The organism is Streptomyces sp. NPDC051677 (genome assembly GCF_044453465.1).
GTDB lineage: Bacteria > Actinomycetota > Actinomycetes > Streptomycetales > Streptomycetaceae > Streptomyces.
This window is the reverse complement of record NZ_JBITCT010000032.1, coordinates 1-24049: the sequence shown is the minus strand read 5'-3', so window position 1 is coordinate 24049 and position 24049 is coordinate 1. Positions and strand designations below refer to the sequence as shown.

17 protein-coding genes and 1 pseudogene are annotated in these 24049 nt (G+C 72.0%); 6 read left to right on the top strand and 12 right to left on the bottom strand.

The window, feature by feature from the left end:
- Positions 1-10: 10 nt before the first annotated feature.
- Positions 11-1504 (top strand): glycoside hydrolase family 3 N-terminal domain-containing protein, encoded by a 1494-nt coding sequence (locus tag ACIBAF_RS31325; protein WP_399467538.1) that lies wholly within the window; start codon positions 11-13, stop codon positions 1502-1504.
- Between the two features lie 19 nt (positions 1505-1523).
- On the opposite strand, the pseudogene ACIBAF_RS31320 reads toward ACIBAF_RS31325, so the two are convergent.
- Positions 1524-2809, bottom strand: a pseudogene (locus tag ACIBAF_RS31320) (glycosyl hydrolase).
- 8 nt (positions 2810-2817) lie between these two features.
- Here ACIBAF_RS31320 and ACIBAF_RS31315 point away from each other — a divergent pair.
- Entirely contained in the window at positions 2818-3840 is a 1023-nt protein-coding gene (locus tag ACIBAF_RS31315) for an N-acetylglucosamine kinase (RefSeq protein ID WP_399467537.1), read from the top strand.
- Between the two features lie 22 nt (positions 3841-3862).
- Positions 3863-6166 carry a glycoside hydrolase family 3 N-terminal domain-containing protein gene (locus ACIBAF_RS31310; RefSeq protein WP_399467536.1) on the top strand — a complete coding sequence of 768 codons (2304 nt, stop codon included), beginning with the start codon at positions 3863-3865 and terminating at the stop codon, positions 6164-6166.
- Here ACIBAF_RS31310 and ACIBAF_RS31305 read toward each other — a convergent pair.
- The 6 genes from ACIBAF_RS31305 to ACIBAF_RS31280 all read right to left on the bottom strand — a co-directional run bounded on the left by ACIBAF_RS31305 (position 6130) and on the right by ACIBAF_RS31280 (position 15612).
- Positions 6130-7008: a carbohydrate ABC transporter permease gene (locus tag ACIBAF_RS31305; RefSeq protein WP_399467535.1), complete on the bottom strand. Its 879-nt coding sequence runs from the start codon at positions 7006-7008 to the stop codon at positions 6130-6132. The genes ACIBAF_RS31310 and ACIBAF_RS31305 overlap by 37 nt on opposite strands.
- Positions 7005-8027, bottom strand: coding sequence for a carbohydrate ABC transporter permease (locus ACIBAF_RS31300; protein ID WP_399467641.1), 1023 nt, complete (start codon positions 8025-8027; stop codon positions 7005-7007). The genes ACIBAF_RS31305 and ACIBAF_RS31300 overlap by 4 nt, the downstream gene beginning before the upstream one ends.
- The gene (locus tag ACIBAF_RS31295) at positions 8027-9397 is read right to left on the bottom strand and encodes an extracellular solute-binding protein (RefSeq protein ID WP_399467534.1); all 1371 of its coding nucleotides are present in this window, start codon (positions 9395-9397) and stop codon (positions 8027-8029) included. The genes ACIBAF_RS31300 and ACIBAF_RS31295 overlap by 1 nt, the downstream gene beginning before the upstream one ends.
- 155 nt (positions 9398-9552) lie before the next feature.
- Positions 9553-10158, bottom strand: a complete 606-nt coding sequence (locus ACIBAF_RS31290; RefSeq protein WP_399467640.1) for a peptidyl-prolyl cis-trans isomerase — start codon at positions 10156-10158, stop codon at positions 9553-9555.
- Positions 10159-10355: 197 nt separating this feature from the next.
- Entirely contained in the window at positions 10356-14621 is a 4266-nt protein-coding gene (locus ACIBAF_RS31285) for an NEW3 domain-containing protein (RefSeq protein WP_399467533.1), read from the bottom strand.
- A 106-nt stretch (positions 14622-14727) separates the two neighbouring features.
- Complete coding sequence (locus tag ACIBAF_RS31280) at positions 14728-15612, bottom strand: MurR/RpiR family transcriptional regulator (RefSeq protein ID WP_399467532.1); 885 nt, start codon at positions 15610-15612, stop codon at positions 14728-14730.
- 190 nt (positions 15613-15802) lie between these two features.
- Between ACIBAF_RS31280 and ACIBAF_RS31275 the strand changes: the two genes are divergently transcribed.
- The 3 genes from ACIBAF_RS31275 to ACIBAF_RS31265 all read left to right on the top strand — a co-directional run bounded on the left by ACIBAF_RS31275 (position 15803) and on the right by ACIBAF_RS31265 (position 18369).
- Positions 15803-16591: a sugar isomerase domain-containing protein gene (locus tag ACIBAF_RS31275; RefSeq protein WP_399467639.1), complete on the top strand. Its 789-nt coding sequence runs from the start codon at positions 15803-15805 to the stop codon at positions 16589-16591.
- A 161-nt stretch (positions 16592-16752) separates the two neighbouring features.
- Entirely contained in the window at positions 16753-17601 is an 849-nt protein-coding gene (locus tag ACIBAF_RS31270; protein ID WP_399467531.1) for a Rieske 2Fe-2S domain-containing protein, read from the top strand.
- A gap of 189 nt (positions 17602-17790) precedes the next feature.
- Positions 17791-18369: a dihydrofolate reductase family protein gene (locus ACIBAF_RS31265; protein ID WP_399467530.1), complete on the top strand. Its 579-nt coding sequence runs from the start codon at positions 17791-17793 to the stop codon at positions 18367-18369.
- A gap of 81 nt (positions 18370-18450) precedes the next feature.
- Here ACIBAF_RS31265 and ACIBAF_RS31260 read toward each other — a convergent pair whose 3' ends face one another.
- From ACIBAF_RS31260 to ACIBAF_RS31240, 5 genes are all read right to left on the bottom strand, one after another.
- Entirely contained in the window at positions 18451-20211 is a 1761-nt protein-coding gene (locus ACIBAF_RS31260; protein WP_399467529.1) for an NlpC/P60 family protein, read from the bottom strand.
- Positions 20212-20326: 115 nt separating this feature from the next.
- Positions 20327-20746 (bottom strand): hypothetical protein, encoded by a 420-nt coding sequence (locus ACIBAF_RS31255; protein WP_399467528.1) that lies wholly within the window; start codon positions 20744-20746, stop codon positions 20327-20329.
- A 98-nt stretch (positions 20747-20844) separates the two neighbouring features.
- Positions 20845-21996: an ARPP-2 domain-containing protein gene (locus ACIBAF_RS31250; protein WP_399467527.1), complete on the bottom strand. Its 1152-nt coding sequence runs from the start codon at positions 21994-21996 to the stop codon at positions 20845-20847.
- Positions 21993-23432 (bottom strand): hypothetical protein, encoded by a 1440-nt coding sequence (locus ACIBAF_RS31245; RefSeq protein WP_399467526.1) that lies wholly within the window; start codon positions 23430-23432, stop codon positions 21993-21995. The genes ACIBAF_RS31250 and ACIBAF_RS31245 overlap by 4 nt, the downstream gene beginning before the upstream one ends.
- Positions 23433-23649: 217 nt before the next feature.
- Positions 23650-23892, bottom strand: a complete 243-nt coding sequence (locus ACIBAF_RS31240) for a hypothetical protein (protein ID WP_399467525.1) — start codon at positions 23890-23892, stop codon at positions 23650-23652.
- Positions 23893-24049: the final 157 nt, after the last annotated feature.

Genomic DNA, 24049 nt, shown 5'->3' with positions numbered 1-24049 from the left:
GATTTCGGAGGTGACGCACACCGCCCCCGGGTTCGCCGACCCGGTACTCCCCGCGGCCCTCGACGAGGCAGCCCATCGCTGCCTCGTCGCGGGCTTCCGCGGTACGACGACCGTCCCCGAGTCCCTGAAACGGCTCGTCGACCGCGGCCTCGGCGGGGTCATCCTGTTCACCCGCAACGTCCGCGACGCCGACCAGGTCCGCCGACTCACCGGCACGCTACGGGCGTTGCGCCCGGACCTGCTCATCGCCATCGACAACGAGGGCGGCGGCATCGGCCATCTGGTGGCGGCGGGCGCCCCTGAAGTGCCCGGCTCCTGGGCCCTCGGCGCCGCCGACGACCCGGCACTGACCGCAGCCTGCGCCGACGCCCTGGCCGGACATCTGCTGTCTCTCGGCATAACCGCCTCCTACGCCCCCGTCGCCGACGTCCAGAGCCGGCCCGAGAACCCCATCGTGCGCACCCGCGCCTTCGGGGCCGACCCCGAGCTGGTCGCCCGGCACCTGCGTGCCTGGATCGCGGCGACCGAGGCACGCGGGGTGGCGTCCTGCGCCAAGCACTTCCCCGGCCACGGCGGGACCGTCACGGACAGCCACCACGAACTCGCGGTCGATCCGCGGCCCTACGACCGGCTCGACCTCGCGCCCTTCCGGGCGGCCGTCGAGGCGGGCGTGCCCATGCTGATGAGCGCGCATGTCGTCTTTCCGGCCCTTGACCCGGACCGGCCCGCCACCCTCAGCCCGCGCATCCTGTCCGAGCTGTTGCGCGGCGAACTCGGCTTCGACGGCGTCCTGGTGAGCGACGCGCTGGAGATGAAGGCCATAGCCGACCGCTACGGCGAGGCGGCCGGCGCCCGTCTCGCCCTCGCGGCGGGAGCCGACCAGGTCATCGTCGCCGTACCGGACCTGGACGTCACCCTTGCCTGCCGGGACGCCGTGCTCGACGCGCTACGGTCGGGCGAACTGGCCCCCGAGCGCGTCACCGAGGCCGCCGAGCGGGTGCGGCGGCTCGCGCTGCGGTACGCGGCGCCCTACCGGCCGGGTGAGGCGGCCGCGTGGGACGCGGAGGCAGGACTGACCGCGGCGCGGCGGGCCGTGCGGGGCGCGGGACCCTTGCCGCGACCGGTGCCCGGCGCCCATGTCGTCGACCTCTTCCCGCCTCCGCATCCCGCCCTCCACTGGGGCGGCGAGGACCTCCTGACGCAGTGGCGCCTTCTCGACCCCACGGCCACCGGCACGGCGGTCGCCGGGGAGCCCGAAGACGCCGGGACCGTCGTGGAGGAGGTGCTGCGGGCCGCGGAGGGGCGGCCGCTGGTCGTCGCCGTGTGCGATGCCGGGCTGCATCCCTGGCAGGGGCGCCTGCGGAACGCGCTGCTGGCCGCGCGATCGGACGCCCTGCTGGTGTCCACCGGGCTGCCGGAACCGGGCGGCGCGCTATGCGCGCACGGCAGGGGGCGGGTCAATCTGCGGGCGGTGGCGGAGGTGCTGACGGGGCGCACGTCCTGACCGGGGGATCCCGGTCGGCTCACTCCGCGTCGATCAGCTCGGTGATCCCCCTTGCCGCCAGATACGCGGTGTCCTGCGCCCGCTCCGCCAGGACCACTGCCGGGCGGACACCCTCCTGGCGCAGGCGCATCCAGGCCTCGAAGAACGTGCCGCCCGGACCGGAGACCGAGCGGGTCGACGGGGTGCAGTGCAGGACCAGGGCCGTGGCGCGGGGCGGGGGAGAGCCGGGGGCGGCGCGGAGCTCGGCCACCGTCTGGGACAGGGCGTCCGCGATCGGCTTGGGGCGACCCGTGGAGTCGAACAGGCCCAGCGTGTACTCCAGCTCCGGGAAGTCGGCCAGGGCACGGTTGACGTCGTGCGAGCACCACCAGGTGACTCCCCACAGCCGCGCGCAGCCGGCCGCGTTGCGCAGCGTAGCGCGGACGAAGTCGGGTGCGTCGGCCGCCGGGATGTGCGGCTCGGGCGCGCCCGTCTCCTGGACCCACACCGGCCGGTCCGGGTCGGTGGCGTAGGCCGCCGCCAGCTCCGTGCCGTACTCCGCGAGATGGTGCACCTGCGGCGAGCGGGGGCCGTAGCGGCGGGCGCAGTCCGCGGAGAACACCCACGGGTGGACGGTGGTCAGGTCGCCCTTGCGGGCCGAGGCCTCAGGGGTGAAGGGGTGGTCGTCGCCGTACCAGGCGGCGTCGTACGCCGAGTGCGTGACCAGGCCCGCGTCCTCGCCCAGCCCGTCCCGCGCGGCGGCCAGCAGGGTGTCCAGGTAGAGGTCCACCTCGGTCACCGACACCGGGTTGTGCTCGACCAGGTTGTTGAGCTCGTTGCCCAGCTGGAGGCCGAGGAGACGGGGATGGCCGGCCAGGGCGCGGCCCAGCGTGCGCAGCAGCACCGCCTGCGCCTCGACCGCCTCGGGGTCGGTGAACACATTGCGGTGGTGCCGGCTGCGCGTCCACTCCGGGTAGAAGTCGAAGCTCGACAGATGGCCCTGGACGCCGTCCACCAGGACGTCCAGACCGCACTCGCCCGCCAGGTCCACCAGCTGGACGAGCTGGTCCAGGGCAGACGGGCGGACCAGGGTGCGGTTGGGCTGGAGCAGGGGCCACAGGTGGAAGACCCGGACATGGTCCAGTCCCAGCCCGGCGATCTGCGTCAGGTCCTCGCGCGCGAGCCCCGGATCGAAGTCGTGCCAGGCGTGGAACCAGCCCTGGCGTGGGGTGTAGTTGACACCGAAGCGGAGCGCGGGCGTGTCGATGACGTCCTCCTCGTGAAACGGGCCCGGACCTTGTCTTCGGCGAATGTATCAACCACCATGAGGATCAATGAATAGTGATTTGAACCAAGGTCTGGTGGTGGGTCTGGACGCGGGTGGCACACGTACCCGCGCCCTCCTGGCACATCTTGGTGACGGCCGCGCGCTGGCCGAGGGCGCGTCCGGGCCGGCCAACGCGCTCACCGTCCCCGGGCCGGACCTCGCCGACCACCTCACCGAGGCGCTCGCGCAGGCCGTGCCCGCACCGCTGCGCGGCCGGGTGGTCGCGGTGACGGGCGGTTTCGCCGGCGCCGGCCACCAGGGACAGGGAGCCGACGAACCCGGCCGGGTGCGGGCCCGCACGGCCCTGTCCACCGCGCTGGCAAGGCTGGGCATCGGCGCCGCCACGGTCGACGTCCACAGCGACATCGAGACCACGTTCGCCGCCGCCCCCGGCCACCCCGCCGACGGTCTGGTCCTGGTCGCCGGCACCGGCGCGGTCGCGGCCCGGATCGCCGCACGGGCGCCGACCGCGACCTCCGGCGGCGACGGCTGGCTCCTCGGCGACGACGGCAGCGGCTTCTGGATCGGCCGCGCGGCCGTACGGGCGGCCCTGCGAGCGGCCGACGGACGGGGCGCCGCGACCGTCGTCGCCCGCGCGGTCGGGCAGGCACTCGGACTGCCGCCGAAGGTCCTGCCCCCGGAGTCCTACGGCGTGACGGACGCCGTCGCCTGGAGCACGACCGCACGCACCGCCTACCGGGCGCACCTGCTGCCCGCCGTCATGGACCGGCCGCCGGTGCGGCTCGCCGACCACGCGCCGCTGGTCGTCCGGGCCGCCGAGGAGAAGGACGCCGTCGCCGCCGAGATCCTGGGGGAGGCCGCCGGCGCGCTCGCCGAGACGGTGACGGCACTGGCGCCGCGTCCGGGCGAACCGCTGGTCGTCACCGGCGGCCTGCTCGCCCCGCACGGCCCCCTGCTCAGCCCCCTGACCGAACGCTTGGCCCACCTCGCGCTCACGGTCACCCCCGTGTCGGACGGCTCCCCGGGCGCCGTGGCCCTGGCCCGCCTCGCCCACGGCGCCAGACGCTGACGCACGCCCCAAGGACATCCCCATGCCCCTTCAGGACCCCGCCGTAGCCCCGCACCCGTACCTCGACCCGGCCGCCACCCTCGACGCCCGCGTCACCGACCTCCTCCGCCGCATGACCCTGCGCGAAAAGGCCGGCCAGCTCAACCAGCGGATGTACGGCTGGCACGCCTACCGTCGCACCCCGGACGGCTCGTTCCGGATCACCGAGGCCCTGCGGGCCGAGACCGAGCGCTTCGAAGGGCTCGGCGCCCTGTACGGGCTGATGCGCGCCGACGCGTGGTCCGGCATCGGGCACCGCGAAGGGCCGGGCAGCGCGGACAGCGCCGACCTCGCCGACCTGGTCCAGCGCCATGTCCTGGAACACAGCCGCCTGCGCATCCCCGCCCTGTTCGTGGAGGAGGTCCCGCACGGCCACATGGCCCTCGACGGCACGGTCCTCCCCGCCAACCTGGCCGTCGGCGCCACCTGGGACCCCGCCCTGTACGAGCGCGCCGCCGCGCACGCCGCCGCCGAACTGCGCGCCCGGGGCGGCCACCTGGCGCTCGTCTCCGCGCTGGACATCGCCCGGGACCCGCGCTGGGGCCGCACCGAGGAGTGCTTCGGCGAAGATCCTCACCTCGCGGCCCGGTTGGCGGAGGCACTGGTCCGCGGAATGCAGGGCACGGGGGAGTTCCTCGCCCCCGACAAGGCTGCTGTCGTCCTCAAGCACTTCGCCGGCCAGGGAGCCACCGTCGGCGGCCGCAACTCCGCCGAGTCCGAGCTCGGCCCCCGCGAACTGCACGAGATCCACCTTCCCGCCGCCCACGCCGGAGTCCGTGCCGGGGCCGCCGCCGTCATGGCCGCCTACAACGAGGTCGACGGACTGCCCTGCTCCGGCAACCGCGCCCTCCTCACCGGGCTGCTCCGCGACCGCTGGGGCTTCGAGGGCCTGGTCATGGCGGACGGGCTAGCCGTGGACCGGCTGGCCCGCATCACCGGCGACAAGGTCTCGGCCGGTGCCCTCGCCCTCGAGGCCGGCGTCGACCTCAGCCTCTGGGACGAGGGCTTCACGCACCTGGCGGAGGCCGTCGAGCGGGGCCTGGCGAGCGAGGCCGCCCTGGACGCCGCCGTCGCCCGCGTGCTGCGCCTGAAATTCCGCCTCGGCCTGTTCGAACAGCCCTACACGCACCGCGCGCCGGTCGCCGCGGACGCCGGACGGGAACTGAGCACCGACCTCGCCCGCGCCTGCGTCACCCTCCTCCACAATCGGGCCGGCGCCCTGCCGATCGGTCCCTCGGTGCGGCGCGTCGCCGTACTCGGCCCGCACGCCGCCACCACCGCCCACCAACTCGGCGACTACACCGCCCCGCAGCGCCCCGGCGCCGGCGTGAGCGTCCTCGACGCACTGCGCCGCCTGGCCCCGCCCGGCACCGACGTCCGCCACGCCTGGGGCGCGGCCCTCACCGGCGACGACCGCACCCACATCCCCGAGGCGGTCGCGACGGCCGCCGCCTGCGACCTGGCCGTGCTGGTGCTCGGCGGCAGCAGCGCCCGCACCCCGGGCACGGAGTTCGACGTCAACGGGGCCGCGCGGACGGTCGTGTCCGAGATGACCTGCGGCGAGGGCGTCGACCTCGCCGGGCTGCGGCTGGGGGAGGCCCAGCACGCGCTGCTGGACGCCGTCGTCGCCACGCGCACGCCGACCGTGGTCGTCCTGATCCAGGGCCGCCCGCATGTCGTACCCGACACCGCGGACGCCCTGATCACCGCCTGGTATCCGGGCCCGTGGGGCGGCGAGGCGATCGCCGAGGTGCTCCTGGGACTGACCGAACCGGCCGGCCGCCTCCCGGTCTCCGTCCCGCGCTCGGCCGCCCGACTCCCCGCCTACTACAACCACAAGGACACCGAGTACGGCTCCTACGCGGACGGCGACGCCGACCCCCTCTACTCCTTCGGGCACGGGCTGTCGTACACGAGCTTCCACCACGGCCCGCCCCGGCTGACCGGGCACACCGTCGAGGTGGACGTCACCAACACGGGCGCCCGGCCCGGCCGCACCGTCGTCCAGCTCTACGTCCGCCGGCTGCGCACGCCCGTCTGGCCGCGCGCCCTGGAACTGCGGGCGTTCGAGGCCGTGCGGCTCGCTCCGGGAGAGTGCCGTACGGTCGCGATACGCCTCGGCGCCGACCGACTCGAGCTGGTCGGCGCCGGCTTGGAGACGGTCGTGCCCTCGCAGGCGGTGGAGATCCGGGTGGCGGCCTCCGCGCGGGAGGCGCTGACCGCCGTGCCGCTGGTGTTCCGTCAGAGCGGTCAGAGCTTGACGGCTCCGGCCGAGACGCCCTTGTAGAACCACCGCTGCGTGATCACGAACAGCACCAGCACCGGGATCACGGAGATCACCGAACCGGCCATCACCACCCGTTGGTCGTAGCCGAACGACGAGCTCTGCAGCCGGGAGAGACCCAGCGTCAGCGTCATGTGGTCCTCGGAGCGCAGCACGATCAGCGGCCAGAGGAAGTCGTCCCAGGCGCTGATGAAGGTGTTGATGACGACCACCAGGATCGCGCCCCAGGCGGACGGCAGGTACAGATACCGGAAGCGCTGCCACTCGTTCGCGCCGTCCAGCATGCCCGAGTCCTCGATCTCGCGCGGTACCGCGAGGAACGCGCCGCGCATGAGCAGGACGTTGATGGCGCCGACGAACCCGGGCAGCCACACGCCCACCACGCTGTCGACCAGGCCCAGGTCCCGGATGCTGAGGAACAGCGACACCATGATCGACTCAAAGGGGAACATCATGGACGCGACCAGCACGACCCAGACCGCCTTGCGGCCCTTCCAGCCGGGCTTGGAGAGCATGTAGCCGGCCGTGGTGGAGAACAGCAACTGGCTGCCGATCGACAGCACGACCACGATCACGCTGTTCCTGATGTACGTGGCGACCGGCACCTGTTCGAAGATCTGCCGGTAGGCCCGCAGGGTCGGGTGGTGCGGCAGCAGCGTGGCGTTCGAGCCGAAGACGTCCTCGCTGGTGCTCTTCAACGAGGCCAGGAGCTGCCAGACCAGCGGGCCGACGGTGATGCCGAGGACGAAGAGCAGCAGCAGATAGCGGACGACCAGTTCACGGGGGCGGCCGTAGTCCCGCCAGCGCGGCAGCAGCCGCCGGGGCTTCTCGACTGCGGTCGTCATGACTCGTCCTCCTTCGTCAGCCGCTGCGCCAGCAGGGTCAGCCCCAGCGTCAGCAGGAACAGCGCCACACTGACCGCCGAGCCGTACCCGGCGTTGCCGGTGATCGGGTCGAGGCCGACGTCCTTGATGTAGAAGGGCAGGGTCCGGTCGGCGCCGCCGGGCCCGCCGGTGGAGCTGCCGAGCATGTAGATCTCCGTGAACACCCGCAGCGAGCCGATGCCGGTCAGCGTGCCGACCAGCATCATGGCCTGCCGCACCCCGGGCACGGTGATGTGCCAGAAGCGGCGCGCGGCGCCGGCGCCGTCCATGGACGCGGCCTCGTGCAGCTCCTTGGGCACGTTCCCCAGCGCGGCCAGGTAGAAGACCATGTACCAGCCGAGGCCCTTCCACAGGGTCAGGCCCATCGCGGACAGCAGGATCAGCCACGAGTCGGACAGGAACGGGATGGCGCTCCTGATCAGATGGGCCTTCTGAAGCCAGGTGTTGACCAGACCGTCGTCGGCCAGCAGCCACTGCCAGCTCAGACCCACGACCACACTGGAGGCGAGGACAGGGGTGTAGAAGGCCGAGCGGAAGAAACCGATGCCGGGCAGGTTCTTCTCCACCAGGACGGCGAGAAGCAGCGGCAGCAGCACCATCAGCGGGACGACGATCAGCGCGTACAGGACGCTGTTGCGGGTCGCCAGCCAGAAGTCCGAGTCGTCCAGCATCCGCGTGTAGTTGTCCAGCCCGACGAAGCTCGCGGCGCCCCCGAGCGGCTTGGCGTCGGTGAACGACAGCAGGACCGTGTTGAGGAACGGGAACACTCCGAAGACCACCGCGCAGACGATTGCGGGCGCGGTCCACAGCCAGGGCAGCCACCAACGGCGGTACAGCGCCGCTCCGTTGGCGCCGGGGACGGGGCCGGGCAGCAGGGCCCGGGCGAGGCGTCGGGCGCGGGACGGGGCCGGGCCCGGCACGGAGACTGCGCGCTCCGTACCGGGCACGGACACCGGTTTCACGGTCTGGGTCGTCACGATCAGCCTGCCTGCTTCAGCAGCGCGTCGACCTTCTCCTGGGCGTCCTTCACGGCCTGTGCCGGGCTCTTCTTGCCCTGCATGGCCAGCTGCACCTGGGCCACGATCGCGTTCTGCGCCGCCGGGGAGAGGATGGTCTGGTAGGCGGTGGCGGTCTTGAGTTGCTCGGCGACGAGTTTGCGGGCCTCGGAGAACGGGTCGTCACCGCTGACCTTCTGGAAGAACGGGTCGTCCAGCGACGCCGTCGTCGTCGGGAAGATCACCACCTTCGGGTCCTTGCACCAGGCCGTCTGGTTCTCGGCGTTGGTCAGGAACTTCGCGAAGGCGAGCGCCACCGGTGCGTGCTTGCTGGTCGCGGCGACCGAGATGTACTGCGGGGCGCCGGTGGTGTGGCCGAGCGCGTCGAACGGCTGCTGGCCGACGCCGGTCTTGGCGTAGACCGAGGGGCTGTTCTGCTGCACGAAGCGGACGAAGCTCGGGTTCGTCGAGCCGTAGGCGACCTTGCCCTGGCTGTACAGCGTGGAGGGGTCGTTGCTGGAGGACAGCGAGTCCTTCGGCATCGCGCCTTCCTTGTACAGCTTCGCCATCCAGGCGACCCACTGCGTGGTCCTCGGATCGTCGCCGAAGACGGCGGTCTTGCCGTCGTCGGAGATCACCTTGATGTTCATCTGGTCGAAGTCGGCCGGGATCCGCCAGACCGGGTTGGCCATCGTCGCGTAGTACTTGCCGTCGGACGCTTTGGCGATCTTCTCGTAGTCGGCGAACAGACCGAACATGGTCGTCGGCGGCTTGTCCGGGTCGATCCCGGCCTTCTGCAGCAGGTCGGTGTTGTACGTCAGGACGATGCCGCCGGTGTACCAGGGGAACACGGTGTGCTGCGGCATGCCCGAGGAGTCCTTCATGGTGCTGGAGTTCCAGAAGGCGGGCACGAACGGCCGGGCGGCGTCCGGGTCCTTGACGCCGAGGTTGAGCAGGTAGCCGGCCTTGGTGAGGGCCGTGCCGGTCTCGGCGTTGAGGTTGAGCACGTCGGGCAGCGTGCAGGCCTGGGCGTCGGCGACGGTGCGCTGGGTGAAGGTGTTGTCGCCGGGGTCGTCGATCCACTTGACCGAGGCGCCGGGGTTGGCCTTCTCGAACGCCTTGATCACCCCGTTGAAGAAGTCCCCGAAGTCCTTCTTCAGGTTGGTCGTCTGGAAGGTGATCGTCCCCTTGACGTCCCCGGTGAGCTTCCCGGAGCCCACGTTGCCCTGGTCGACCTTGCAGCCGCCGGCCGTGGCGTCCCCGCTGTCGGAGCCGCCCGACAGGCCGCAGCCGGCCGCGGTCAGGGCGAGGGCTATGACGCCCGCCACGGTTCCGGTGAGTCTTCCCGCGCGCATGTTGCCTCCTGCGATCCGTCAGCGGGCTGGTTCGGCTGCCGGGTTGGTTCAAATCACCAACTTGGACTCCGATTGATGAAAAGGTGGACCAGAATTCATCGGAGGTCAATGGTTTGCCGTGTTGCTTTTCGGTCCCGGGCGGTTACCGGGGCGTTTCAGTGCCGGTGCTCGTGGTCGGGGTGCGACGGGTCGCCCGGGTGCTCGTGCCCCGGCGCGTACTCCACGCCGGCCCGGGCGCGGTCCAGCCAGTCGAAGAAGGCCTGCCGGGCCGCCGCCCGCCGCAGCTCCCGCGCGATCTCGTCGCGGACCTGCGCGTACGGCAGGAAGTCGGCGGGTCCCGCGGCGCTGTAGGGGTCGATGCCGCGCCGTAGCGCCTCCCGGGTGAGGAACCGGTCGCGATTGCGGCCGTAGTAGTCCTCCACGGCCCGCTCCGGGACGTTCTGCCCGGACTCCAGCGACGCCAGCAGCAGGCGCGCGGCCGGGGAGTGGGCGAGCGCCACGGCGACGATGCTCCCCAGGTCGGCGACATCGGTCCCGGACACCGCGAGCACCCGCTCCGGGGACACCTCGTCCGGCGGCGCGAGGCCGCGCTCCGCGCAGGCCCGCCGGGCGAGTTCGTCGGCGATCACCACCTGCGTCGCCCACCGTCTGCGCTGCCGCCCGACCCGCGCCACCTCCGGCCGCACCTCCCCGTCCCGAGCCGGCACGGCCGCCAGCAGCGCCTCGACCCGGGCCACGGGAATCTCGTCCCCGCCCACCACGGCCGCGTGGCCCGGATTCGCCGCAGCGTGCCTGTGCCGCCGTTCGTCCGGGTGGGTGTGCGGGTCGGGGCCGGGCACCGCGTTCGCGCGCCGCCCGGGCGGAGCCTCGCGCCCGACCCCGACCCCGACCCCGACTCCGACTCCGGCCGCGCGTCGCTCGGGCGCCGCCCCACCGCCCCCCGTCGCCGCGGGCCCGTTCACGCCGTCACCTCCAGTGCGACCGCCTCCGTGTAGGACACGCAGCCGTGCCAGCCGGCCTTCGTCATCAGCCAGTACGACCCCGGCGGCACCGCCGAGCCGTCCACCTCGACCTCGCACACCGCGCTCTCCCCGGCGGCCAGGGCGAACCCCTGGCAGGCCGGCCCGACTCCGGCCCACGTGCCCCAGGACGACACCGCCCACAGCGTTCCGCTCAACGGCCCCCGCGTCGTGTTGCGCACGCGCGCTGGTACCCGCACCCGCTCGCCCCGGCGCACCTCGACCCGGTCGACGCCCAGCTCCAGCGCCAGCCCCGGGCCGCTGCGGCCGTCGGGCTCGCCCACCGGGGACGTGCCCGGTACGTCCAGCGCGACGGTGTCCTCGTACGTCTGTCCGCCGTATGCCAGCCGCGCCGCGAGCGCGTAGCGGCCGGGCGCCGGGTCCGGCGGGGGCGTGACCGTGACCTCGGTGAGGGTGAAGCCGCCCGGGCCGAGCGCGTACGGCAGTTCGGCGGGCTCGGCGGTCCACCCGTCCGGCGCCTCCAGGGCGACCGTGCCGGACACGGGCGCGTCGGTCAGCTCGGAGGAGACCCGGAGCGTCGCTGTGACCGGCCCGTCGGCGGTGAGCACGGCGGGGGAGAGGTAGACGGCCACGGGCAGGTTGCCCCGGGGCGCGGGGCCGGAGTTGTGCAGCCAGTAGCGGGTGTGCACCGGCTGGGCGGGTTCATGCGCTGCGACACCGGGACCCCCGGCCCGCCGGGCGCCCAGCGGCGAGGCCAGCACCGTGGCCACCTCGAAGCCCGTGAGGTCCAGCTCCAGCGCGCCGTCCGCGCCCTGGGCCACGGGCTCCCCGGGCCGCTCCAGTACGTCCGCCCGAATGCCCTGCGTCCAGGCCGAGGGACCCGTCAGCCGTGCCCGCACAGGACGTCCGTCCACCTCGTGCGCCCGTACGACGACCCCCCGAGCCGGGTCCACGGGCGCGGCGCCGCCCCGGGCCAGCGGTGAGCCGGCCGGCTTCAGCGCGTCCAGCGACACCCGGCCCTCGGGCTGGAGCGTCAGCAGGGCCACCGTCCTCGGCAGGTCGGCCGGTGGCTCGCAGGGCTTGCGCAGCCGCGCGGTGAAGGGGTGGTTGAAGGCGTGTCCGGCGCGCGGCCAGCCCAGGTCCCGCCAGTCGCCCTCGCCCGCGACGACCGCGTACTCGAAGGTGTGCGACCAGCGCTGCAACTGGAAGGCGGAACCGTCCGGCGCGGTGCGCCGGGGCGGGTCGACCCAGATGCCGGAGGGCCAGCCGGTGCAGGAGCGCATCAGGGACATGTAGAGGTCGCCGGAGGAGGTGACCACACAGCCCGGTGTGCCCCGGTTGAGGATCGCGAAGCCGCGGCCGTCCCAGGCGTCGCCCGGCGGCAGCGCCTCTCCGGCGCCGGGCGCGGTGGCCCGTACGGTGGCGTCGTCCAGGTCGGCCACCAGCGCGTCGACGGCCTTCGCGTCGTCCTCGGGGCGGGCGCCCGCCACCACGAGCAGCGGCAGCCGCTCCAGGTCGCGCAGGTCGGCGCCGGGCGCCCACTCCTCGCGCAGCGAGGCGCGCGGCGCCACCCACACGGAGGCCAGGCCCTCCTCGGCCAGCCGGCGACGCAGCTCCCGGGCGGCGGCCGGATCCCAGCCGAGGGCCTCGGCGACCACGGCGTTGCGCTCCGGGCCGCCGACGGCGATCCGGATGTCGGGCAGGTTGGAGTCCACCTCCAGATCGCCGTAGCGGGGGCCGCCCGCGATCGTCGAGGTGGCCGTGACACCCGCGCGCACCAGTGCCGCGGAGAGAGGGGCGCCCAGCTCGCCGGCGGTGTCCCAGCCGCTGAACACCAGCTCGGCGACGCCGATCGACCGGTGCCCGAGCAACTCGCCGGCGCCGTCGTGCAGAGCGACCCGGGCCGTGGAGCCGAGGCCGAACCAGGTGTTGGCGGGGTTGTCCAACGTCCAGGGAAATCGCTCGCTGTCCACCTCCACGAACCCGAAACCCCGCCCGATCACCGCGTCCGCGACCTCGTGCACCGGCAGCCCGCCGCGCACGTCGGAGGGCCAGCGCACCCGGATCAGCCGGTCGGCGCCGTCGTAGCCGTCGATGGTCGTCGTCACGTCCAGCCGGTCCACGCCCGCCCACAGTGTCAGCCCCTGGGTGTAGCGGAACGGTCCCAGGTCGGCGCGGACGGTGATGCGGGAGCCGGCCGGCGAGTGCTCGACATCGATGTCAGCGGTGATGTCCCGGCTGCGGGCGGCGGTGACGCCGGTCGGGGTGAGGTGCCAGGGGCCCTCGCCGAAGCGGGGGTGCCTTGGATACTCCTCCTGTACCACCAGCTCGTTGCCGATGTCCCCGGCGCGCAGGAGCTCCCGGCCGCCCTCGGCGAGCGCCCGCAGGCTGCTGACACCGCCGCCGCGCGCTGCGTCCACCGTCACCTCGTAGAACTCGTTGCGGATGGTCGTCCCCTCGCCGGGCGTCCAGCCGGGCGCCCGTCCCTCCGCGAGCGGGAGAGCCTTCAGGCCCATGCCGGGCACGTCCGGTACGACGACCCGCAGCCGACCGTCCTCGCGGACGGCGGGCAGCGGCAGGCCGGTGAGGTCGACGGGGACCAGGCCCGGGTCGGCGACGGTCAGCACGTCCTGACGCTGCCAGGTCGCGGAGTTGAAGACGACCAGGTCGGGCGCGCCGCCGGGCAGCGGGACGACCCGGCGGGCCAGCGCGTCGGTCGCGTCGTCGTGCACCGCCCGGGCCAGGTCGTACAGCTCCCGCCAGCCGGTGAGCAGGTCGATGTAGACCTGGTCCGACTCGGAGCCGGTGATGGCGTCGTGGTGGGCGCCGTAGATCAGCTGCCGCCAGGCCTTGTCGAGGGCCGCGTCCGGATAGGGGCGCCCGACGACGAGGGAGGCGAGGGTCGCCCAGGCCTCGGCGTCGGCGAGCAGCGTCTCGCCGTGCCGCTGGGCCTGCTTGGTGTCGATGTAGGAGACGTCCTTGCCGGTGTAGACGGGGTTCATGTCCCGGGTCTGCGGGGACGCCGTGCGACCCTCCCGCTCCAGCTCCGCGCGTACGGCGGCGAAGAAGTTCCGGGGGATTCCGCTGACGAAGCGGGGCCAGACGTACCGGGCGTTCCAGTCGCGGTGGATGGCCATCACCCAGCGGCACGGCGGGGCGTAGTCGCCGCCGACGGGCAGCAGCACGTTGCGGGTGAGCGCGACCTTCTTCAGCCCCTGGAAGAGCTTGAGCGCGGCCGCCTCCGCCTCGGGCAGCGTGGGCGCGTTGTCGATGGCCCAGCCGGCCCCGTAGTGGTTGACCATGTAGGCGGTCAACAGCCCGCGCCCGGAGGGGGCGATCCAGCTGAACTCGGCCGGGAACTGCATCCTTCGGGGATCGCGGGGCTCCTCGCCGAACACCGACAGGGTCGGTCCCCACTGGTGGAAGGGGCCGCGCGCCCACGAGCTGGAGGAGATCCCCGCGTCCGCCATCAGCCCGGGGAACTGTGGGTCGTGCCCGAAGGCGTCCAGCTGCCACGCGGTCTGAGGAGAAGCTCCGATGATTCCGCGCTGGAAGCCGTCCCCGTAGAGCGCGTTGCGCACGGTCGCCTCGGCGCCGGTGAGGTTGGTGTTGGGCTCGTTGTAGGTGCCGCCCATGATCTCGACCCGGCCGGTGCGGATCAGCTGCCGCAGGAAGGCCCGCTCCTCGGGGAAGGCGTCCCAGTAGGGCTTGAGGTAGTCGACCTCGGCGAGCACGAACGTGTACGCCGGATCGCGCCGGGCCAGGTCGCAGTGGGCGCGGACCAGGCTCATCCCGCTCTGGCCGCGCGAGTCGAAGGTGCGGGCGGGCAGGCCCGTGACGGCCGGGTCGTCGGCGACGTCCCAGGTCTCGGTGTAGGCCGCCTGGGTGTTCCACCACACGGGGTCGTAGTGGAAGTGGCTGACCATGAACATGGTCCAACCGGGCTCCGCAGCTGTGAACTCGGCTGTGCGCCTGGCCAGTTGTGGTCCGTCGGAGGCCGTGACGGTGATCTCGCGGCGGTCGCCGGGTGCGAGCCCGTCGACGGTGACGGGTACCTCGGCGTGTGCGGTGCCGTCCTCGCCGACGGTGACCAGGGTCTCCCCGACGCTGTGGACACCCGGGCCTGCCACGCTCAGCCGAACCGGCCGGCCCGGGGCGTGCTCGACGTCGACGGCGACCACCTGGCGCGGCTGGTCCCGCGTGCCGGTGAAGAGCTCGGTCGACGCGACGGAGATGACACGCATGGGGCTCCTAGGAGTGCGCGGCGGAGCCCCATCCTGGCATCGAGAGGTGGTTCAATCAACCATCTGTCGTCATCTTGGTTGGTTCATCCATGCAGGGCCGGTCGGTTCAGCGGGACCGCCGGGACTTCACGGCGTGCGCCCCGGCGATGTGGTCGGTCAGCGCCAGGGAGGCGCTCGCCCGCTGGTAGGAGATCTGGCCGACCCGGACGTAGAGACAGTCGATGAGCATCAGCGCCGAGTGGCGGGCGCCGATGCTGCCCGTGCGGAAGCTGGTCTCCGAAGAGGAGGAGATCAACCGGACGTCGGCGGCCCGGGCCAGCGGCGAACGCGAGTCGGCGGTCAGGGCGACCGTCGTGGCGCCGCGCTCCTTGGCCAGCTCGAACGGCTCGATCGTCTCCCGGGTGGCGCCGGAGTGGGAGATGCCGATCGCCACGTCCGCCGGGGTGAGCAGGGCCGCCGAGGTGGTGGCCGCGTGCACCTCGGTCCAGCCGCGCACCGCGCAGCCGATGCGGAACAGCCGGGTCTCGGTCTCCTGGGCGACCGCGCCGCTGCCGCCGACGCCGTAGACGTCGATGCGCCGGGCGCGCGCCACGGCCTGCGCCGCGCGCTCGATCGCGTCCAGGTCGATCCGGTCGATCGTCTGCTGGATCGCTCGCAGGTCCGCGGTGCCGACGACCTGCACGACCCGCTCCAGACTGTCGTCGGGCGAGATGTCCGGCCCGATCTCCGCGCTGCCCCAGTCGGAGGACTCGCCCCGGCCGCGCTCCTGGGCCAGCTCGATCAGCAGGTGCTGGTAGGAGTCGAGGCCGATGGCCCGGCAGAACCGGGTGACCGTGGCCTGGGAGGTGCCGGTGCGGCGACCCAGCTCCGCGGCCGAGCAGTGGGTGACGGCGGCCGGATCCTCCAGGATCAGCTCGCCGACCTTCCGCAGGGAGCCGGCCAGCCGGGGGAGCTCGGTGCGGATCAGGGTGGTGACATCGGTCGAGGGCATACAGAGAAGGTACCAGCCACCCATTGGCACGATACCTGAATGCCAGGACCGAGGCTCGCTCCCGTGGCCGGGGACCAGCCGCGTCAGCCGTGTCATTGCCCATGACATAAGGCGTGTGGTTTATTGATTCACTTGCACTCATACATAAGGTGGTTCAATCCACCAGTTGTCCACCAGCGGGGAGCGCCAGGTGTCCGTCGAGTCCGCCCATGAGTCCGTGACCGAACCGGTGAGCGCGGACCGCTTCGCGCGCGAGAGCCTCGCCGTTCTGAACAGCCTCACCGAGTCCGCGCGCGCCGACGTGCGAGCCGCCGCCGCACTGATCGCCGACTGCGTCCGCGAGGACGGTGTCGTGCACGCCTTCGGCACCGGCCACTCCCAGGCCCTCGTCCTGGAACTCGCCGGCCGCGCGGGCGGCCTCGTACCCACCAACCGCCTCAGCATGGCCGACCTCGTCCTCTACGGCGGCGACCACCCCGGCGCCCTCGACGACCCGCTCCTGGAACGGCAGCCCGGCATCGCGGCCCGCCTCTACGAACTCGCCGCCCCCCGCCCCCAGGACCTCTTCGTCGTCGTCTCCAACTCCGGCGTCAACAACGTCGTCGTCGAGATGGCCCTGCACGCCAAGGAGCACGGCCACCGCCTCCTGGCCATCACCTCCCTCGGCCACACCCGGTCCGTGCCGGCCGCCCACCCCAGCGGCAAGAAGCTCGCCGACCTCGCCGACGTGGTCCTCGACAACGCTGCCCCGCGCGGCGACGCCCTCCTCGAACTCCCCGGCGGCGGCTCGGTCTGTGCCCTGTCCACGCTGACCGGCGTACTCCTGGTCCAGATGACGGTCGCCGAGACGGCCGCCCAGCTCCTCGCCTCCGGCGACCGGCCCCCGGTCTACGTCTCCGCCAACGTCCCCGGAGGCTTCGAGAGCAACCTGGAACTGGAGAAGCGGTATGCCGGACGGATCCGGCGCACCGCGAGTTGAGTTCCCCGCCACGGCGCCGGTCACCGTGCCGACCGCGGTGACGGTGCGGGTCAGGGCGGTGGATCGCCCGGATGGCTGCGGTCGCACCCGGGTGCGACGATGGGGGACGAGGTGTTCCGAGCGGCCTTCGCCCTGTCTGCGTGCGACAAGGAGTGACCCTGATGCGGAACTTCGTCAAACAAGTCGAGGACCTCGAGGCGCTGGACGGCGCCTGTGCCACCGTCGCCGGCCGGGTGGCCCGGGTGACCGGGTCGCGTGCGGTGAAGAACGCCCTGTCGGGTTCCTGGCTCGGCCATCCCCTGCACCCGGCGCTGTCCGATGTGCCGATCGGCGCCTGGGGCATCGCCTCCCTCATGGACATGGTGGCCGGCGCCCACGGCGCGCGAGCGGCCCGGGGACTCGTCGGCTTGGGCCTGGCCGCAGCCGTGCCGACCGCTGCTGCTGGGGCGTCCGACTGGTCTGACACCTATGGAGCGGCGCAGCGCGTCGGCCTGGTCCACGGGGCGTGCAACGGCACCGCGACGGTCCTGCAGGCAGCCTCCTGGCTGGCCAGACGGCGGGGACGCCGAGGCGCCGGGGCCATGCTCAGCGGCATGGGGCTCGGCCTCACTCTGAGCGCGGCGTACCTGGGCGGCCACCTGACGTACGTCCGAGGCGTCGGCGTGAACCACACCGCCTTCCAGGAGACGGTCACGGCCTGGACGGACGTGGCGGCCGAATCCGACCTGGCGGACGAGCTGCCGCTTCGCGTCACCGCGGACGGAGTGCCGGTGGTGCTGGTCCGGCACGACGGGCGGCTTTACGCGCTCTCGGCGACCTGCACACACGCCGGAGGGCCGCTCGACGAGGGCGGACTCGACGACGGCTGCCTGCGCTGCCCCTGGCACGGGAGCACCTTCCGGCTCGCGGACGGCGAGGTGGTCCGAGGACCCGCGTCGGTGGCGCAGCCTCTGTGGGACGTGAAGGTCGAGGACGGCCGCGTGCACGTGCGCTCCCGCACCGCCGGGTGAGGAGCCGGTCGCGGGGACGGGTCGTCCCGGTCGCCGACGAGCAAGGGGCGCTGATCGAGCCGGTGATCACGGCCTGGAATCAGGACCGTGTGAGGAAGCCGGACGCCAGGAGACCAAGGACGATGAGTTTTGCCGTGGCTTGCGGTCTCTGTCTCCAACGCGCGATCAACCGCACCTGAGGAGAGCACCATGACCGCCACCTACACCTTCGACGTCTTCTCCAGCCTCGACGGCTACGGCGCCGCCGGCGGCAACTGGACCGGATACTGGGGCAAGCAAGGCCCCGAGCTGCTCGACCACCGCCTCGCCCTGTACGGCGAGGAGCAGCGGATGGTCTTCGGGGCCAACACGTATCGGGCGTTCGCGCGGATGCTGGCCTCGAGCACCGAGGAGTCCGAGGTGCGCGACCCGTGGGTCACCCGGATGAGGAGCCTGCCGGCCACGGTGGTGTCGACCACGCTGGAAGGCTCCCTCGACTGGCCGGACGCGACCGTCGTGAGCGGCGATGCCGTCGACGTCGTCGCCCGACTCAAGAAGGAGTCCGAGGTCCCGTTGCGCTCGCACGGCAGCCTGTCGATGAACCGGGCGCTGATGGCCGCCGGTCTGGTCGACCGCGTCCAGGTCACGCTCTTCCCTGTGATCACCGGTCAGACCGGGCTGGACCCGATCTTCCACGGGGCCCGCGACTTCGACCTCGAGCTGATCGAGCACCGCACACTCGACGGCCACACCCAAGAGCTCGTCTACCGACCCACCCTGCATGTGTGAAAGGCCGTTGAGTTCGTCTCATCAAGAACGCCGTGAGCGGCGTACGCCGACCCGGTGTCGGAGTACGCCGCCTGGCCCGGTTCAGATCCGGCGTACGGTGTGCAGTGTCTTGGCGTACGTCCCCGAGCCGTCGAGCAGGGATGCGCCACCCAGGTCGGACATCGTGGGCCCGTTGACCGTCTTGCGGCTGGACAGGAAGCGTCGTTTGCCGCCGTCGTCGAGACCCAGGTAGATGCCGACGTGGTCGACGGTCACGCTGACCACGTCGTCACTGGAGTCGGCGTTGAACAGCACCAGGTCGCCGGGCTGGAGCAGGGCCGCGGCGGGCGGGGTGGTCCCGGTAGCGCGGTCGATGACCACACCCGGTGCGTAGTCGGCGATGTGCCGGGACTTGCGCGGGATCCGGGTGCCCGAGGTGTCCTCCTCGGCGGCCAGGGGCACGCCGAGGTGGTAGCCGTAGACCATGCGCGTGTAGCCCGAGCAGTCGAGGTTGCCGACCTGCTTGCTGGACGGCCCCTTGTACGTGCCGTCCGGGAAGGTCCAGCCCACCTTCATGTACTCGTGGAAGTCGGCGCCCTCAAGCCGGTAGCCCCGTGCGTCGAGATAGCCGTACCCGGCCTCGCCCAGCACTTGCTTGCCCTGGGCCGGTCCGGCGCCGGCCGTGACCGTCGGAGCGCCGCCGAGGAACATCGCAGCGTACGCGAGGACGTCCGGGACGGTGGATCCGGCCCAGCCGCTGATCGTCTGCTCCAACGCGGCCGTCCAGGCGCCGTCGAACGGCTCGGGCAGCAGGCGCACCCAGTCGCCGTGGGTGACGGTCGGCAGGACCGCCCAGTTCGCGGCGTCCACCTCGATGCGGCTCACGGACAGTCGGACCGGCAGGTTGGTGCAGCCCTCGTTGGCCAAGGCGCGCAGGCCCACCCGGCCCTTGGTCAACGAGGGCGTGGAGTCGGTGATGTCGAAGGCCCAAGAAGACGGTTCCGCCGACGCGGACCGCCAGGCCTTCGCCTGTATTCGGGTGCCCTCCCGTCGCACCCGGATCGTCCAGTCGGTGCCCGCCGGCACGCCCGTGGCCAGTGAGACCGCCGTTGCCAGCGAGGTCACGTCGTTGTTGACCTCCTTCTCCAACCGCATCTCGACCGACCCTGAGGTGAGGAAGGACAGCCGTGCCCGGTAGTGGTTCTGGGTGCTGCCGTAGCCGAAGGTCAGCGCGAACGAACAGGCCTGACCGGTCGGGACCTTGTCGAACCTGGCCGCACAGCGCACGTCGACGTCGGTGATCTCGTCGTCGCGCAGGCTGGCGTGCCGGCTGTACCCCGCGGTCGTGAGGTCGATGATTCCGGTGCCCGGCGCCACCGAGAAGTCGGTCTTGAAGGTTTCGGACGTGATCCATGTGCCGCCGCCCGGCGAGGCGCCCCAGTACACCGGGTCCTCACCGTCCGGCGTGAGGCCCGGCAGCGTCCGCTGGAAGTCGTCCACGAAGGGCCGCTTGTTCTCCGCGAACGTCCGCGGCGGGCCGGGCAGTACGACGGTTCGCGCGCCGTGCGTCAGCAGCGCGACGCGCTTGCCGCCGGAGGTGACCTCGGTGCGGGCCGGGGTGCCGGAGAGCACGGTGGTGGTGAGGGGGGTGGTGAGGGCCACCGGGGCGAAGTGCGAGGCGCCCAGCGGCGACATCGTCACCCACGAACGGGCCGAGGACAGGCCGCCCGGCACCGGGAAGGCCGGCACGTCCGCCGCCGCGGCGGCACGCGCCGGGGCGGCGGCGACCAGACCGGTGAGCGGGGCAGCGGCGGCAGAGGCCGCGAAGGCGGCGAGGAGTCTTCGTCGAGATGTGTCAGACATGTGTCACATGATTCATTGCCGCCCGTCGATGCGTCGCGGCACCCCCGACTTCGGTGCAACTCGGCGGGGTGCAGGAGCAGATGCCGTCGGGTCAGGTCGCCCGCAACCCTGCCGGTCACGGCCGGAAGTAGACGCCGCACGACGTCACCGGCTTGCCGTTCGCATCGTCAAGGCAGACCCCGACGTACGAGCCGCCGCCGACGACATCCGCGGGAAGAGTGGCGGGCACCGACGTCACCGTGTTGCAGTGCGTACTGCTGCTCCTGGCGCCAAGAGGGTTGGCGTAGCCGTCGAACACGCTGTACCACGCTCTGCGGCAGCCGACGGACTTCAACGTCCCGGTGAAGACCACCGACCGGTTGTACCAGGTCAGGGTGCCCGAGATGTAACTCCCGGCGCCGTCGGAGACGTAGACCGGAGTGGGGGCGTAGGCGGCGGCCGTGGCCGGGGTCGCCGCGACGGCCGGTGCGGTCAGTGCCGCGGACATGGTCAGGCCGGCCACGGTGAAGAGCGTGAGGGCACATCGGCGCAACACGATGTAAGTCTCCTTCGGTGCGAGTTCGCGGGATGACGCCACAAGGTTGCCCGCAGCCCTCGCGCGTCAACCCCGACGAAGGACGGCTGTTGGCGCGCTCATCCGCTTCGGGCTCGTCCTTGCTTGCGGTATCCGTCCAAGACGTCCTGGCGGAGCAGGAAACCGAAGCCGGCGGACTCCAGCCGCAGCCCCAACTGAGCCTCGCCGACACCGAGATCGACCGCGGTGTCCGCCAGGTGCCAGTCGTTGGCGGCGAGCCTGCTGAGCAGGTGACCGCGGCGAACCTGGTTCTCCGACAGGCGGAACGTCTTCAAGTAGGCGACCCTGCCCCTGTCGTCGGTGATGGCCTCACCGATGTGGTTCTCCTGCTTGGGACGGAACGACGGCAGGAAGCGGGAAAGCGTGAAGCGTCCCATCCGGTAGACCGACTGCCAGGTGTACGCGTGTTCCAGCAGGCCGGTCGCCAGGGTCGTGTCGTGGAAATGCGTCCAGGCATGTTCCTGTTCGACGACCGCCGTGCGCAGGTGGGCCAGGGAGCGGATCTGCGAGTCGGGTATGCGGGCCCGGAAGTCCGGCACCGGCGGCATCAGCGTGGCGTAGTGGTGGATCAGTTCGCCGTACAGGTCCTGCAGGAGCGTTGGGTGCAGTGCCCGGTAGTCGTCGGGATGCGGGACCGCGAACGCGGCAGCGAGCGCGTCGGCGACGTAGACCATCACGCCGCACTGGTCGGGGTGGATCTCGAAGACGCGCAGTGCGTCGGCGAGCCCGCGTACGTCAGCACCGAGATAGGCTTCCTCGGCGCGAGGAGAGAGTCCTTGGCGGATCGCACGCTGCGACCACTGTTCCCAGGCGAGGGAGGGGCCGCCGAAGTGCAGTGCCAGGTAGCCTTCCAGCGCCAGGTGCATGGGGAGGAACCGCAGCCGGTTCTTGGCTTGTCGGCGGGCCATTCTGCGGTGGAAGCGCAGGCCCATCGTGGCGGCGGGAGCCGAGTCGCCGTCGGCGGAGAGCTGGGTGCCGTAGGCGGCCGCCGGCGTGCCGTCATCAGTCCACGCAGCGACGAATCCGTGCGGGATGTAGGAGACATAGGCGCGACGCGGTCCTACCTCGACCAGCCCGGCCACATCACCGTAGAGCTGCGGGCGCAGACGGAGATCGTCGACAGGTTCGTCACGTACGAGCGGCACCAGTCGCACGGCATTCCAGACCTGGGAGGGGCGGGTGGCCAGGCCGGTCAGGTCCCATGTGGTCATCGCGCCCGCTCCTGGTGGTGTTCGCTCATCGTCCGGGCCGCGCGCGCGTCCATGTAAGTGATCAGTTCGGCCAGGCCGGTGCGTCCTTCCGCGAACTGGGCGAGTTCCGCCAACGCGGGAAGGTCCTCCGCGTCACGGATGCCCGCGGTGGGCACCGTCGTGGACAACCGACGCACATCGAAACCGGCCGCGTCATAGACGGGGTTGAGATGCACGATGCTGGTGCGACGCTCGGGGTCGAGCCGGGTCCGCCAGATGCGCAGCACTTCGGCGGCCAGGCCGGGAGGCGCGTTGTCCCATCCGTCGGAGACGATCACCAGCCTGGACGGGGAAGTGTCCAGCGCGTCGAGGATCCGCCGGCCAAGCGGCGTCGGTCCGTACGGATAGGTCAGCAACGCGTCGGTTCGCCCGGACGTCCACAGCCCGGTGTAGTCGCCGGCCAGGGCCGCGAGCAGATAATGGCAGGCCAGTGCCACGGCCAGCGGTCGACGACGCTTGTGCACCGAACCGAAGGCGGAGAAGCTGTCGTCCAGCACCGCGGTGACCTTGCCCCAGCTCCTGCGGTGAGAGCCGGCCACCCGGTCGGCGGCCGACTCCAGGGCATGGGTCAACTCGGTGCGCCGGCGCCGACGATCCTCGACCGGCAGCGAAAGCACATAGGTCGCCAAACGGGTCAGCGGCATCCCCGCAAGGTCCGCTCGTAGCTCTGTGGACCCACGTTTGTGCGCGGACTCCTGCAGCCGCAAGGTCTCCAGACGGGTCATCCGTGGAGCTATGCGCTCCAGGAAGACAGCCCGGGGAATGCCGTGCTTGGCGGCGAAGCCCTCGGCGACCGTATAGGGCAGCTCATACAGGGCGGCCTGCTCGTAGTGCGCGCGGCGCCACGTCTCCAGGAGGGGTGTCTCATAGCGCGGGCGGGCCAGCGGGGCGAACACGAACGTCCCCAACTCTTCGGTGGCGGGGACCAGGTGTGCATGGCGAAGGGCTCGCTTGAGGCCACTGCGGTACTTCACGGCATCGAACGCCAGGTCCTGGCGGGCGGACAGCCAGTCACGCATGATCGCGCGGCTGCGACGGTTGTTCACCCTGGCCCTGCGCAGGGCGTCGAACAGTCCGTACACGCGTTGCGGCGGCAGCGTCGCAAGACGGGCCGCGATCAGACGGCCCTCGCTGCGGCGCTGGTCGGCAGTGGCCTCACCGGTGGTCTCCAGCAGCCGTCGGATGATGAGGACCGCGTTGTAGTCGTTGATGTCGAGCGCGAGGACCCCGGCATACAGGTCGCGGTAGTTCCCCAGCATGTACGCATGGAGAAAGTCCAAGGACAGCCGCTGCTCGCCCGCGTCGCTGTGGAATTCACGCTGTCCGGTGGAGGTGATCGCCGCGTTGACGAAGAGCAGCACATCGTCGGCTGCGACGAGGTCGCCGTACGAATCCATCCGGATCTCTCCCCAGGAGTGCGGACGCCGGCCGGGGAATGGGGGCACGAGCTGCGAATCATTGCTTCATAGGCAGGTTCCGGAAGTCGCACCGGAGTCCCGCGGCCGGCCACTGGACCGTAACAGAGCAGGCCACAAGCCCTCTACTGACTTCCTCTCACCTCGCTGGCAGGGGGCGGTTCCCAGACGCGCACCATGGGCCCGGTGGCGGCGAGGCCTACCGCGCCGCCACCGTCACGTACTCCGTCTTCTTCACCCGGCCGTGATGGGCGACGATCGTCACGGGATAGCGGCCGGGCTTGAGGTCGGAGCGGACGGTGGCCGTGCCGAAGAAGCGCGGGTCGTCGCCGTCGGCGCCCTTGCTGTCGTCGTGGCGGAGGTGGAGCGTCCCGGTGAACGCCGGCGAGGTGGCGGTCAGCCGCGTCTCCTCGCCCGGGTCCGGGTACTCGTCGTGCCACATGACCGCGACCTGACCTCCGACGCCGACCCGGAACTCGTGCTGGTCGCCCGAGTAGCCCTGGTCTGAGGTTCCCCCGAGATGCGGAGTGTGTTGACAGAGGGTCAGATGGTTCTCATGAGAGGAACATCGACCATGGCCGCCCCCAGAAAGTACTCGC